This window comes from Streptomyces armeniacus, from assembly GCF_003355155.1.
GTDB lineage: Bacteria > Actinomycetota > Actinomycetes > Streptomycetales > Streptomycetaceae > Streptomyces > Streptomyces armeniacus.
Genome location: NZ_CP031320.1, coordinates 5,973,998 through 5,987,633 on the forward strand (window position 1 = coordinate 5,973,998; position 13,636 = coordinate 5,987,633).

The window sequence follows — 13,636 nt, forward strand, 5'->3', positions numbered from 1 at the left end:
GTCAGAACACTTCGAGGCGTTCCTGAGCTGCGCGAGGGGCGTCCTGAAGCAATGTCAGACCGGAGGCTCCGACATCGGTTCCGAATCCTGCTTCCGCCGTGTTGTCGCGCTCACCAGGAATCCGCCGTAACTGAACAGCTTCGCAAGGGCCGATGCACCCTCCCGTAGACGCGTTGGGTTACATGCTTTGGTGCCAGGCGACGGTGCGGCGGAGCCCTTCGCGGAGCGGTGTCAAGGTGACGCCGGGGAAGAGGCTGTGCAGGCGGGTTGCGTCGGCGTGGGCGTGGGGGACGTCGGCGGGGCGTGGGGGTGTGTGGTTGCGGGTGGTTGGGGTGTCCGTGGCGCGTTCGAGTTCGGCTGCGAGGTCGAGCAGTGAGGTGCGGGTGCCGAAGGCGAGGTTCACTGGGGTGGGGTGGGTGACGGTGCGGAGGAGGGCGTCGGTCAGGAGGTCGCAGACCGTGCCGACGTAGGTGAAGTCGCGGGTTTGGGTGCCGTCGCCGTGGATGGTGAGGGGGCGGCCGGCGAGGATGGCGGCGATCCACTTGGGGATGACGGCGGCGTACGGGTGGTCGGCGCGCTGGCCCGGGCCGTAGACGTTGAAGAAGCGGAGGGGGAGGACCGGGAGGCCGAAGCTGTGGTGGTAGGCCGTCAGGTATGCCTCGGTGGCGAGTTTGGTGACGGCGTACGGGCTCATCGGGGCCGTAGGGAGGTCCTCGTGCTTGGGGAGGGCCGGCGTGGCGCCGTAGACGGAGGATGAGGACGCGGCGATCACGTGGAGGTTGCCGGCGCGGCGGGCGGCTTCGAGGACTTGCAGCGTGCCGGTGGCGTTGGCGTGGTGGCTGGCCAGGGGGTCCTTCAAGGAACGTGGTACGGACGGGAGAGCGGCGAGATGGACGATCGCGTCTGCGTCGCGGAAGGCTTCGTTGAGCAGGCCGGCGTCCTGGACGTCTCCTTCGAGGAACTGGACGTCGAGACCGGTGAGATTGCTCTTCGAGCCGGTTGAGAGGTTGTCGACGACGCGGACCTGGCCGAATGCCGGGTGGCGGGTCAGTGCGCGGGTGAGGTTGCTGCCGATGAATCCGGCGCCGCCCGTGATGACGACATGCATGCGAGCTCCCTTCAGAGGGTTTCGATGTGGGGCCCGGTGAGACGGCGACGGCAGTCCAGTACGTAGCGGGCGTGTGCGGTGATGTGTGCGTAGTCGAAGGCGTCGTGGTCGGCGAGGAGGACGACGGCGTCGGCTGCTGCCAGGTGTTCGGCTGTGGCCTCGACTCGGGGGAGGGCGGCGAGCGCGGAGTTGCTCGGGGGAAGGCCGTCAGGCAGGTGCGGGTCGGCTGCGCGTACATCGGCGCCCAGTTCGGTGAGGAGGGTGGCGATGCGGGCGGCCGGTGTTTCGCGTGCGTCTGCGGTGTTGGCCTTGTAGGTGAGGCCGAGGAGCAGGATGCGGGATCCGTTGACGGGCTTCCGGCGGGTGTTGAGGCCGCGGGTGAGGCGGTCGACGACGTAGGCGGGCATTCCGTCGTTGATGTCGTTGGCGAGGTCGATGAAGCGGATGCCGTGACCCGAGGTGCGTCGGGCGTGCCAGGAGAGGTAGGAGGGGTCGATGGGCAGGCAGTGTCCGCCGACGCCGGGGCCGGGGGTGAAAGGCAGGAAGCCGAAGGGCTTGGTGGCGGCGGCGTCGATGGCGGACCAGATGTCGATGCCCAAGGTGTGGGCGAGCATCGCGAGTTCGTTGACGAGGGCGATGTTGACGTGCCGGAAGGTGTTCTCCAGCAGCTTGGCCAGTTCGGCTTCCTTGCAGCCGCGGACCGGGACGACCGTGTCGACGAGGGTGGTGTAGAAGCGCTCGACGGCAGCGGCAGAGGCGGGGTCGATGCCGGAGACGACTTTGGGTGTGTTCTCCAGGGTCCACTGGCGGTTGCCCGGGTCGATGCGCTCGGGGGAGTAGCCGACGTGGAAGTCGGCACCGGCCCGCAGCCCGGAGGCGGCTTCGAGGGCCGGGGCGAAGATCTCTTCGGTGGTGCCGGGGTAGGTCGTGGATTCCAGTACGACCGCTGCGCCGTGTGTGAGATGAGGGCCGAGCGTTCGTGCCGCATCCTCGATGTGAGACGTGTCGGGGACGCCGTCGCGTAAGGGAGTGGGGACGGTGACCACGCCGATGTCGAAGGCGGCGCAGTCCCCGGGGTCGATGGTGGGGCGGTAGGCGCCTGCGGCGAGGAGCGGTCGCAGTCGCCCGGCCGGGACGTCCTCGACGTAGGTGTCGCCCGTGAGCAGGAGCTTGATGCGTTCCGCGTCCACGTCGTAGCCCAGGACGTGGTGCCCGACCTCGGCGGCGCGGACGGCCAGGGGCAGCCCGACGTAGCCCTGCCCGACGACAACGACGCGCTGCGGCTTTACGTTTTCGATCATGCTGGGTTCCTCGCAGACGGAGCGTGATCGGGCAGGGTCGCCGGGGACGTAGGATGTGGGCAGCCCGGCCGTACGGGACTCGCTTGGCCGCCTGTCCTGTACGGCCGGGCGTTCCTTGTGGCCGCGTGTGAGGCCGCCGGAAAACGGTGGCGGGGGCGATTGCGTGATTCGCTACCATGGGCGCAGCCCACAGATCCCCCGTTCACGGTGCGTGACCGTGAGGTGAGGCTGAGTGGCCGGCCCTGCTGCGGCCTCCGGTCCCGGGCTCGCCGGGATACCGCCATCGGCGCCGTACGTTCGAAAGGGAGCATCCAAGGATGGCTCGACACCTGATCACCAGCGCGCTTCCCTACATCAACGGGATCAAGCACCTGGGCAACATGGTCGGGTCGATGCTCCCGGCGGATGTGTACTCCCGGTATCTGCGCCAGCGCGATCACGACGTCCTCTACATCTGCGCGACCGATGAGCACGGAACGCCGGCCGAGCTGGCCGCGAAGGAGGCCGGGCTGCCCGTCGCCGACTTCTGTGCCCAGCAGTACGAGGTGCAGAAGGCGATCTACGACGGTTTCGGGCTCGCCTTCGACTACTTCGGCCGCAGTTCCTCGCCGCAGAACGTGGAGATCACTCAGCACTTCGCGCGCCGGCTGCAGGCGAACGGCTTCATCGAGGAGCGCGCGGTCCGCCAGGTCTACTCCGTCGCCGACGGCCGGTTCCTGCCGGACCGCTACATCGTGGGCACCTGCCCGCACTGCGGCTACGACAAGGCCCGCGGTGACCAGTGTGAGAACTGCACGCGAGTCCTGGACCCCACGGACCTGATCGAGCCCCGCTCCGCGATCAGCGGCAGCAGCGAGCTGGAGGTCCGTGAGACCAAGCACCTGTTCCTGCTGCAGTCGAAGCTGTCGGACGAGGTCGCGGCGTTCGTCGACAAGCGCGCCGAGGAATGGCCGCTCCTCTCCACCTCGATCGCGCGGAAGTGGCTCACCGAGGGGCTGCATGACCGTTCGATCACCCGGGACCTGGAGTGGGGAGTGCCGGTCCCCGCTGACACCTGGCCCGAGCTGGCCGCCGAGGGCAAGGTCTTCTACGTGTGGTTCGACGCCCCGATCGCGTACATCGGCGCGACGAAGGAGTGGGCGGACGAAGACCCGGCCGCCCGGGACTGGAAGTCGTGGTGGTACGAGGCCGACGAGAGCGTCCGGTACACGGAGTTCATGGCCAAGGACAACGTCCCCTTCCACACCGTGATGTTCCCGGCCACTGAGCTGGGCACGCGCGAGCCGTGGAAGAAGGTCGACGTCGTCAAGTCGTTCAACTGGCTCAACTACTACGGGGGCAAGTTCTCCACCTCGCAGAACCGCGGCATCTTCACGGACGCCGCGCTGGAGCTGCTGCCCGCCGACTACTGGCGCTACTTCCTGATCGCCTCGGCCCCGGAGTCGGACGACGCCTCCTTCTCCTGGGAGCTGTTCTCCTCCGTGGTCAACAAGGACCTGGCGGACACCCTCGGGAACTTCGTGAACCGCGTGCTGTCCTTCTCCCGCAAGCGCTTCGGCGACGAGGTCCCGGCAGGCGCCGAGGCGGGGGAGGCCGAGCGGGCGCTGGGCGAGGAGGTCGCGGGGCTGCTCGCGGAGTACGAACAGCAGATGGAGGACCTGCAGTTCCGCAAGGCGGCTGCCGCGCTGCGCGCGTTGTGGAGCGCGGGGAACGTGTATCTGGAGGAGAAGGCGCCCTGGCTGGAGATCAAGACGGACAAGGACGCGGCGGCGTTGACGCTCCGTACGGCCATGAACCTCATCCACCTGTACGCGGTGGTCTCCGAGCCCTTCATCCCGTCCTCCGCCAAGACCATGCGGGCCGCCTTCGATCTTCCCGACGATGACGCGCGGTGGGTGAGCGCGCAGGACGCGAAGGCGCTGAACGCCGTACCGGCCGGCGTCGGGTTCACGGTGCCGCCCGTCCTCTTCCAGAAGATCACCGAGGACGACCTGGTGGCGTACCGGGAGCGTTTCGGCGGGGAGCCGGAGGAGGGCTGAGCTGCCGCTCTCCGCTCGTATCGTGCCGCCGTTCACGGCGCTGCACGGGCGGAGAGGGCGTCGCCCAGTTCTGCGGGCCGGACGTTGATCAGCGCGAGGCTCGGCCCGGCGTGGCTCTGCTCGATGAGGGAGAGCGCGCCGGAAGCGGGGACGTGGTCGAGGTAGCTGTCCCAGCCGATGCCGGTGAGCCACAGCAGCAGGCAGGCGAACCCGCCGCCGTGCCCCAGCAGGACCGTCGTACGGGCCGGGGTGGCGAACACGGCATGGCACAGGGAGATGTACCGGGCCTGTACGTCTTCGGAGGATTCGCCACCAGGAGCGCGGAGTTGATGGATGGGTACGCCCTCGCGGGCGGCCTCGTCGGCCGCCGCGTGCCTCGGGAGCCCGGAGAGATGTCCGCTGTCCTTCGCGGCCAGGCGGTCGTCTTCATGCACGGTGGCGTGCGGGAAGTGCGCACGTACGAGCGCGGCGGACTGGCGGCAGCGGGACATGGGGCTGCGCAGGATCGCCTCGGGTGAGATGCCGTTCGCGCTCAGGGTCCCGGCCGCGAGGTCCACGTCCTTGGTGCCCTGGTCGCTGAGGGTGCCGCCGATGCCTCGGCCCTGATGGATGCCGCGGGCGTTCTCGAGGGTCTCGCCGTGCTTGAGCAGCAGGATCCGCTTCGGCGGGATGGAGGCCGTGCTCATTCCCACTCCCGTACGTCGATGCGGGCTGAGACCTCGGCGAAGAGCTGATCGTGTTCGGCTCGGGGCATGGCGGGGAAGCGGTCGTGGTGCCACTCGATGTGGAGCGTGGTGATCAGGCCGAGGGTGCCGTCGTGCAGCATCCGGCTCAGTACGGGGTATTCGGCTCCCTCGATGTCCATCTTGACGGTGACTTCGTCGTCCGGGGCTGCGGTGCGGCGTAGCCAGGCGCTGAAGTCCACGGCTGGTACGGGCACGGGGGCGGCGTAGTCGATCTGCTGGTCATAGACCGGGGGGACGCGTTTGCCGGGCATCACGGTGGAGCTTTCGTGATGTCCGAGGAACAGGTCGATCGTCCCGTCGTGCGTCCACACGGCGCTGTTCAGGACATGGACGCGGGGGTGGCCGGTGCGTTGGATCTCTGTGTGCAGGGAGGGGAGGAGTTCGGCGTTGGGCTCGAAGGCGTAGAAGTCGTGGTCCGGCAGGGCATTGATGAAGTCGTGCAGGACGTGTCCGAGGTTCGCGCCGCAGTCAACGAAGATCTTTCGCACGGGTGCTCCTGGTCGGCTCGGTGGCGGTCGGGGTGATGTCGAGTTCGAGGAGCGGCTGATCGGTGAGGACCACGAACTCCCGCGTACGGGAGCGGTAGTAGCGCTCCTCGTAGCGGATGGCGATGCGGTCGACGGGCTCGTCCCCGCGGTACGGCGGCAGGTCGCCCCAGGAGAAGAGCTGACCGCCGGGGGCCTTCAGCCGGCGCAGACGGCCCGTCAGCGGTCCTTTGGGAGCGCCGGAGTTGAGCCGGGAGAAGGTCGTGCGGAGGAAGTCCAGATGGCGGCCGGCCTGGGCGGGGTCGGCGTGTACGTGCCCGTGGAGCTGTTTGAGACGGGCGAGGGCTTCGGGGTCCGCGTCCGCGTCGAGGATGCGGTCGCGCAGCTCGTGGTCGAAGACGGTGCCGAGGTGGCCGTGCAGGATGGGCTCTTCGCTGAGGAAGTAGCCCAGGACGCGGCCGAATTCACGCTCGTACGGACACATGAAGCTGTTGTACAGACCCAGGCGGCGCCCGCCGGCCGTACGTACTTCCCAGTGGATACGAGCGGTGAACGGCGTGTCCCACCAGCCCAGATGCCAAGGCTGCCAGATCCGGTCGGCCACGGCGAGCAGCAGCAGCGCCAACGCGAACAGAGTGCTCGGCCAGCCGGACATGTCCCGGGGCCACGTCGCAACGGTGAGCGCGAGGCCCACGTTGGCGCAGATGTTCTCCCAGAACAGGATGCCGGAGGTGAGGGCGACGACGGTGTTGAACATCGCTGTCGCCGCAAGCGACGCGATCAGTGCCCAGCGGTGGGAGAAGGCGAGGAGCGGGGAGAGCTCCACGGCCATGGCAGCCACGTTCAGCGGCCGGTTCAGCGGCTGCACGGTGCGTAGCGCGGTGGTCGCCGTGCGGGGCGGCAGGAAGCGGGCCCAGCCCCAGGAGTAGGCGGATGCGATGAGGCAGTGCGTACGGTTGTGCCAGCTCCAGGACCACCAGTGAGGCCCGAGGCGGGCCTTGCTCCATGCCGCCTTGAGGTAGTGGGACAGGGCGACGCAGCACAGCGTGAGGAGCAGCCCGTCCTGGGCGGCGCTCGGGGAAACGGCGCCGGTCAGCAGGAGCGCCGCCACGTACCACGCCACATAGGCCTTGAGGAGGCGGAGCGGCATCATCGCGTGGTGCTGCCATCCGTGCAGTCGGCCGCAGGCCAGGGCGAGCCAGCACAGCAGGAGAGGCGGCCACACCGCGCCCCCGAAGGCGAGCAGGACGAGGAGCCGGCGTGCGCGGCGTTGCAGGGCCAGGGGGCGGGTCAGGTCGTAGTCGGTCGTGCTGAACTTCCAGGTGAGCAGGGCGAGTACGGCCAGCAGTAACCAGCGGGCGGGCCCTGCCGAGGGCGGTGTCTGGAGGGCCGCGAGTCCGGCGGGAGTCAGCACCGCGAGCCCGGTCACCACCGCTGCCGTTATCCGACGGCGGCGGTCGGGCGGTCTCTCCAAGCGTCTGGAGAGGGCGCGGACGCCCGGTGAGATCGCGAACCGGTAGCAGGACGCCGTCGCCGCCACGTTGATCGCGATGCTGGTGTGCTCTGCGAGCGCTTCGGCCACGGCGGCTACCGGGTGGGGGACGAAGAGTCGGAGCGCGTCCCCTCCAGGTAGGCCGCGATGCGTTCGCGAGGGTCATCGGCCAGGTGGCGTTGCCGGTGTTCACGGACGGACGAGGCGAGTTCGGGAACGCGATGCAGGAAGTCCCGTACGGGCTTCTCTTCCAGGCGCGGCACATCGACGCCGAGGCCGTACGCCGTGACGGAGCGGGCGCACCAGTGCTGGTCGTACGTCGGCAGAGGCACCACGCAGAGCGGCTTCCCCAAGGCGATCGCTTCGGCGATGAGGTTGAAGCCCGCGTTGGAGAAGACAGCCTGCGCACGGGCCAGGTCCGTGAGAAACGCGTCGCGGTCGAAGGCGCGGATCTCCACGTTGCCGCCCTCGTGGCGGGCGAGGTGCGGCATGTCGGCGGGCTGGGCGTACAGGCGCAGCCGGAGGTGCGGTGCACTGTCCCGGAATATGGCGGACAGGCGGGCGACGGAGGGTTCCGGCCCGTGGCTGAAGTAGCGGGAGAAGTAGCCCACGCACATCGGCTCGGTGGTCACGGGTGCCGTGCGGAGGGCGTCGGGGATCACCGGCGGGAGGAATTCCAGCGTCGGGTCGCGCGAGGTGAGCGGCACGAAGGAGCAGATGAAGGAGCGGTCGGCGCGGGGAGCGAACAGCTGCAGCCGCCGCCGGTCCGGGGCACACGAGTAGGGGTGGATCGGCGGCAGATCCAGGTGCCGGTACTTGCTCTGCTGGTCCACGGAGATCAGCGGCCGGCGGAAGTGGTAGGCGAGGCGGGGCGCGTTGGGCTCGTAGTCGGTGAGGAAGACATCCGGTATGCCGCCCTCTTCGATCAGGCGGCGCACCACGCGGTGCCTGCGGAGACCGGACAGGACGTAGCGGGCGTTGTTCCGTACGGCGTCGCGCGTACGAATACGGTGCTCGTGCTCGATCAAGGTCGGCATCCACGCCTCCAGCACGGAGATGCCCTGCTCGCGGAAGTAGCGCGCGCGGGGAGCGCTGGTGGTGATGACGCGTACGCGATGGCCCCGGGAGAGCAGGTGACGGGCGATCTCGCTCTCGCGTACCGAGTGGCCCATGCCGATGCCGTTGACTCCGATCACGACATCCAGTTGCGACGGCGCCGGCATGCTGGGTCCTTCCGTCAGGTGAGTCGAGTGAGCACGTTGCGGGTGATCGTCCGTACGTGGGGGTCTGTCTCCAGCAGGCGAGCCCAGTCGGTGGTGGCTGCGGTGAAGACCGTTCCTCCGGCGGCGTAGAGCCCGAGAGTTGCCGCGCGAGGGGCAGTCGTGGGCTCACGGGCGGCGAAGTGCCAGCCATGGTCTGGCTCCTCGGGAAGCTCTGCGATACCGAGAATGCGGAAGGTCCCCGGCGTGCCGTCGGCGCCGCTGGGCCGTACGCGCCCGTCGGGACCTCTGGTGAAGGCCGCTCCGTCGCACTCGTAGCCGACAAGCGCGCTCTCTTCGCCCAGGATGTCGCCGTCACGCAGCCCCGTCCCCGCGAAGACCCAGTTGTCGGCATGCTGGACACGGAATCCGAGGCCGGCGCGCGGCCCTTCCCAGTGACCGCCGCCGTTGCGGTAGCTGACTCCGGTGAGCGCGTTCTCCGGTTCCGTCTCCCACCAGTGGTCCGGGGCACCGCGAAGACCGTCGGGGTTCGCGCCGCGGGGCGCGTCCGGCGGGAACTTCTCGCAGAGCAGCCCGCTGCCGTCGGCCGAGACTACGACTCGCCACCAGCACGTGTTCGCCCCGAAGTTGGCGATGTTGCCACCGGAGTCCCGGAAACCCTCTACGTGCGCCCGAACCTCGGCGCTCCAGTACTCGTCGTGCCCGGCGGAGAGCAACAGACGGTAGCCGTCCTCCAGCACCGCGCCCTCGTGGAGATCGAGGTCGGTGCAGAAGTCGCAGGTGAAGCCTTCACGCTCCAGCCACGCGAGAAACTTCATGTCCCAGTGGGCGAAGGTCTGCCGCGGAGAGGACGGATCGTAGGCATCCGGCAGCCCTTTCACCGGCCCGCCCACTCCGCCACCGGGACGCAGCAGAGACACGCCGGCACCCCGCACCGCGGCCGGGTCGTCCACGGGACGCAGCGTCCCGTACAGGCTTCCGCCGCCGCTGGTGTTGTACGCGTGGTAGGTGAACAGCGGCACCTTGTAGAGGACATCCGCCCGCCGGGACCCCCGGGAGGGCGTGACCACGAAGAGAACACGGGCGGAGCGGGCATCCAGAGCAGGCGGTGCTTGAGACTCCGGCTCAGTGGCGAGAACCACGATGTAGACGCCGGAGGGCCAATCGGAGGGAACGAGGAACTCGAAGCCGGGCCAACGCCAGTCCTCGTCGAAACGCCCCGGCTCCGCGGACTTGCCCGGCCACTCGACGCGCTCCATAAGTCGTACGGGATCACCGAAACGGTAGAACTCTGCCCGGAAGCGGGGCGCGTCAGTCGCCACATGGAGGAAGAAGCGCTCGCCCGCCCGCACACTGGCGCGGGATGGATAGCCGGATATCGCGGTGGAGGAGTCGGTCATCCGACCTCCGACGGGGCCGCGACGCCTGACAGGTGGTACTGGTCGATCGTGCCGACCGACGCGTCCCAACCGAACCCGGCCAACAGCGCGGTGAGGCTGTCAGGGGTGTGGAAGACCTTGATGGCGTGGTGTTCTGAGCCATCCCTCAGACAGCGGCGTACGACAGCACCACCTGCCGCACTGGTGGCGTCTTCGAGCTGCGCTTTCACGCTGCCGTCGTCGAGGAAGACCACGCGTCCGCCGGGCCGTAACGCGGCGCGCACGGCGGACCAGAAGCCGGGCATGCGATCCATCGGGACGTGAGTGAGCCAGAAGGCGAAGAAGACGGTGTCGTACCGCCGATCCGGCTGCCAGTCGAAGAGATCAATCTGGCGGAATCGAACTGCACGGTCCGGGACCCGCTGGCGGGCCAGGGCCAGCATCTCGGGCGCCGCATCGACAGCCGTGAGGCTACGCACCCGAGAGGCGAGCAGCTGCGTCCACTGTCCGCTCCCGCACGCCAGCTCCAACACGTCTCCCGAGACCGGAAGGCGCTCGAGCGCAGTCTGGAGCACGGGCATCGGCATGCGGCTCTCGTAGCCCACGTCGTACTCCCCGGCACGTGCACGGTAGTACGCGATCTGCCGGTCCAGCCAAGCCCGATCAACAGGTGCCGCACCCATCACGGAACCACCCCGCGCCGTCGCAGCGAACGATCGGCCGTCGTCGTCTCCGCAACACGGGATAACAGCATCCTCGTACTCAACTGAGTGGCCATACCACCCCATACATGTCCCGGCGAGAGCCGGGGTATTCGAGCAGCTGTGCCCCTCAGGCGAGTGAGCTGTCCCACTCACCGGAAGAGGTACGCCGGCCAGGGCGAGGAAGCGGTCCGCGCCCTGGGCCGCCCGAGCCTGCGGTGTGGTCGGGTGTCCAGCAGCCACGATCCGCGTGTTCGTCGGCACGCTGCCTACGTAGGCGGCCGTCCGGGGGCGGTTCGCGCCGCCGTCAGGCCGCCACTTCGCCGAGCGCCAGCATCGTGATCAGCAGCAGGATGAGCGTTCCGAGACCTGCGAGGCCTACTCGTACGCCTTGGCGAGGGAGGAAGGTGCCAGCGCCGGCTGCCAGCGTGGTGAGCGGTACAGCCAGCTGCGCGACGGTGATCAGGGTGTCGCCGAACCGGGGGTTGCGGACGCCGTCTTCGCACGTTTCGCAGGCGATGGCCAGCAGCGGCCCCAGCAGCCCTACGACGACGCCCGTCACCAGGAGCCCCAGCGCGAGGAGCGCGCGGACTGCCCAGTCGGCGGGGCGCTCGGAACTGGGGAACTGGGTGAGCCGCCGGGCGGGGATGGGCAGCTGGTGATCGAGACGGTTGTCCCGCTGAAGCGGTAGACCGTCGGTTTCTGACCGTGGCTCCGAGCCCTCGGTAGAGCGTCAGGCAGATGCGCACGGCGAGGGGGTGGTCGCCGGGATCACGGATCACAGTCGAAGCGACGTACGCCATGCCGTGAGAGAGCAGCACAAGGAGCCGTCGTGAGGCGAAGAGGCAGACGGTCCGATGCGTGAGTTCTCTTCGGGCCATGCTTGACGCCGCCGTGGTCCCGCGTCCGCGGGGAGCACGGGACTACGAGTCCCCACCCCCTGGACTCACAGGGACCCCCCCGTTATGTTTTCTGCGGTCCTGCAAGAGGGCCGCTGGCCTCCGGGCCTGGCATGGCTGTTCCCCCCTGTCGAACCGATGACCTGGGGGGTGGTGCCACCGGGCCCGAGAGGCGCCGTTGGAGCGTGAACGGGGGCGGGGGCGGGCTGTGGCGTGAGGCGGACGTTCGGGGTTGCGGGCATGGGAGCCTCCGTACGGGCTGTGCGGTCGCGGTGCGCGCCTGGTGCGGGTGCGCCGGTGGGGCGCTGAGGGCTGGAGGGCTGGAAGGCCTCGCGAGCTAGAAGGCGAAGAGGTAGATGATCGCGATGTTGCAGCCGAGCATCGCGGCGGCCGTCGGGGCCTGCGCCTTGATCGGCCCGTACTGGTCCTTGAGTTCGAGGAGCGCGGCGGGCACCAGGTTGAAGTTCGCGGCCATCGGCGTGACGAGGGTGCCGCAGAAGCCGGCGAGCATGCCGACGGCCATCACGGCCGCCGCGTTGCCGTCCATCTGCTCGACCAGCACCGGCCAGCCGACCGCCGCCGTCATCACCGGGAACGCGGCGAACGCGTTGCCCATGATGATCGTGAAGACCGCCATCCCGACGCAGTACAGCGCGACCGCTGCCAGCCGCTGCCCGTCCGGCAGCACCTGCTCCGTGATCTTGCCGACCTGCGTACCGACCCCCGCCGCCTGGAAGATGGATCCGAGGACGGCCAGCAGCTGCGGCAGCAGCAGCGCCCAGCCCATCGACTCCAGCAGCGAACGGCCCGCGTGCACCGGCACGGTCGGCCTGCGCTCGTGCAGCACCCACATGCCGACGCCGAGCGCGATGATCGCCCCGATGCCCAGCCCGAGGATCGTCTCGCTGCCGTCCTCCAGGACGGGTTCGCCGCCGATGCTCCACTTGTCGAGGACCGCCGAGCACAGGACGGCGACCAGCGGGATCGTGAGCGCGGGGATGAACAGCTTGTTGCCCCAGCGCGCGGCGAGTTCGGTGCGTTCCCGCTCGTTCGTCGTACGGGGCACGCCCTTGCCGGTGAACTCGAAGCCGCCGAGGCAGATCATGGCGAGGACGGCGACGCCCAGCGGCTCGGCGGGCAGGGACTTGTCCACGACCCACGTGCTGTAGACGAAGCAGATGCCCAGCAGGCCCCAGAAGGCGGCTGAGCCCCAGCGCCTGGGGTTGCTGCGGTCGACGGTCATCTGCAGCGCCATGATCAGGAAGGCGGCGCCGACCAGCCAGAAGAACCACTCGGACTTGATCACTTGGCACTCTCCTGTGCCGCCTCGGTCGCGGAGTCCGCGGTGGACGCCGCCAGTTCGCGGTCCAGCGTCCCGTCCAGGCGGAGCAGCCGCGCGCCGTGGATCAGGAACGCGCACACGGCCGTCGGCACCGCCCACAGCGCGAGCGACAGCGGCTCGAGGTGGGTGTCGTAGGTGCTGTTCACGAAGCCGGTGATGAGCAGGATCGAACCGATCGCCAGAAAGCAGTCCTCACCGAAGAACAGCCCGACCGTGTCGGTCGCGGACGAGTGCGAGCGCACCTTCTCGCGTACGCGCTCGGGCAGCGGGCGGCCGCCGTTGCGGCGTTCGGCGGCGGCCTCGGCCATGGGCGCGATCATGGGCCGTACGCTCTGCGCCGGGCCGCCGATGCTCTGCAACCCGAAGGCGGCGGTGAGCTGGCGCAGCGCGAGGTAGAGGGCGAGGAAGCGGCCCGTGGTGAGCTTCCCGAGCTTGCCGATGAGCGTACGGGCCTGCTGCTGCAGGCCGTTGCGCTCGAGCAGGCCGATCACCGGCAGGGTGATGGCGAAGATCGTGACGGAACGGCTGGACGCGAAGCCGTCCCCGAAGGCCCGCAGGATCTCCACGGGCGAGAGCTCGCCCAGCAGCCCGGTGGCGATCCCGGCCACCCCGACCACCAGCAGCGGATTGCGTCGTGTGGCGAATCCGAGGATCACCACGAGGACGCCGAGCAGAACCACCATGCGCTGTCTGCCTTCCTGGCGCGGGGCGCCTCCGGACCGGGCGCTCCTCCGTACGGTCGTGTGGAGCGAATTGCCGGGAGACTAGAGGATCGTTCAACGATCCCACAAGAGGGTCGCGCACAATCAAGCTCGTCCGGCGTTTGAGGACGGCCCCGAGCCACAACGGACCCGCACGTGAGGGCCGTTGGGCACACCGCTAGGGCAGTGGCGGGTACGGCGATGTGGCGGCGTGGCGGCGTGA

The 13,636-nt window shown here is 69.1% G+C and carries 12 protein-coding genes; 1 reads left to right on the top strand and 11 read right to left on the bottom strand.

Features of this window, described 5'->3' with window-relative positions:
• Nucleotides 1-178 precede the first annotated feature (178 nt).
• Nucleotides 179-1,108: an NAD-dependent epimerase/dehydratase family protein gene (locus DVA86_RS25960; RefSeq protein WP_208881869.1), complete on the bottom strand. Its 930-nt coding sequence runs from the start codon at nt 1,106-1,108 to the stop codon at nt 179-181.
• 11 nt (nt 1,109-1,119) lie between these two features.
• A complete protein-coding gene (locus tag DVA86_RS25965) occupies nt 1,120-2,409 on the bottom strand; it encodes a nucleotide sugar dehydrogenase (protein WP_208881870.1) in 1,290 nt (429 codons plus the stop codon).
• Between the two features lie 317 nt (nt 2,410-2,726).
• Between DVA86_RS25965 and metG the strand changes: the two genes are divergently transcribed.
• Nucleotides 2,727-4,448: a methionine--tRNA ligase gene (metG, locus tag DVA86_RS25970; RefSeq protein ID WP_208881873.1), complete on the top strand. Its 1,722-nt coding sequence runs from the start codon at nt 2,727-2,729 to the stop codon at nt 4,446-4,448.
• Nucleotides 4,449-4,480: 32 nt separating this feature from the next.
• On the opposite strand, the gene DVA86_RS25975 is transcribed toward metG, so the two are convergent.
• The 9 genes from DVA86_RS25975 to DVA86_RS26015 all read right to left on the bottom strand — a co-directional run bounded on the left by DVA86_RS25975 (nt 4,481) and on the right by DVA86_RS26015 (nt 13,395).
• Nucleotides 4,481-5,134, bottom strand: a complete 654-nt coding sequence (locus DVA86_RS25975) for a histidine phosphatase family protein (protein ID WP_245997174.1) — start codon at nt 5,132-5,134, stop codon at nt 4,481-4,483.
• The gene (locus tag DVA86_RS25980) at nt 5,131-5,682 is read right to left on the bottom strand and encodes an FkbM family methyltransferase (protein ID WP_208881874.1); all 552 of its coding nucleotides are present in this window, start codon (nt 5,680-5,682) and stop codon (nt 5,131-5,133) included. The genes DVA86_RS25975 and DVA86_RS25980 overlap by 4 nt, the downstream gene beginning before the upstream one ends.
• The gene (locus DVA86_RS25985) at nt 5,663-7,261 is read right to left on the bottom strand and encodes a hypothetical protein (RefSeq protein WP_208881876.1); all 1,599 of its coding nucleotides are present in this window, start codon (nt 7,259-7,261) and stop codon (nt 5,663-5,665) included. Before DVA86_RS25985 ends, DVA86_RS25980 begins: the two co-directional genes overlap by 20 nt.
• 5 nt (nt 7,262-7,266) lie before the next feature.
• Nucleotides 7,267-8,394: a glycosyltransferase family protein gene (locus tag DVA86_RS25990; RefSeq protein WP_208881877.1), complete on the bottom strand. Its 1,128-nt coding sequence runs from the start codon at nt 8,392-8,394 to the stop codon at nt 7,267-7,269.
• Nucleotides 8,395-8,408: 14 nt separating this feature from the next.
• A complete protein-coding gene (locus DVA86_RS25995) occupies nt 8,409-9,791 on the bottom strand; it encodes a N,N-dimethylformamidase beta subunit family domain-containing protein (RefSeq protein ID WP_208881879.1) in 1,383 nt (460 codons plus the stop codon).
• The gene (locus DVA86_RS26000; protein ID WP_245997176.1) at nt 9,788-10,375 is read right to left on the bottom strand and encodes a class I SAM-dependent methyltransferase; all 588 of its coding nucleotides are present in this window, start codon (nt 10,373-10,375) and stop codon (nt 9,788-9,790) included. Before DVA86_RS26000 ends, DVA86_RS25995 begins: the two co-directional genes overlap by 4 nt.
• Nucleotides 10,376-10,778: 403 nt before the next feature.
• Nucleotides 10,779-11,033 carry a hypothetical protein gene (locus DVA86_RS26005; protein WP_208881881.1) on the bottom strand — a complete coding sequence of 85 codons (255 nt, stop codon included), beginning with the start codon at nt 11,031-11,033 and terminating at the stop codon, nt 10,779-10,781.
• A 674-nt stretch (nt 11,034-11,707) separates the two neighbouring features.
• Nucleotides 11,708-12,676: a DUF979 domain-containing protein gene (locus DVA86_RS26010; protein WP_208881883.1), complete on the bottom strand. Its 969-nt coding sequence runs from the start codon at nt 12,674-12,676 to the stop codon at nt 11,708-11,710.
• Nucleotides 12,673-13,395: a DUF969 domain-containing protein gene (locus DVA86_RS26015; protein WP_208881885.1), complete on the bottom strand. Its 723-nt coding sequence runs from the start codon at nt 13,393-13,395 to the stop codon at nt 12,673-12,675. Before DVA86_RS26015 ends, DVA86_RS26010 begins: the two co-directional genes overlap by 4 nt.
• Between the last annotated feature and the right edge of the window lie 241 nt (nt 13,396-13,636).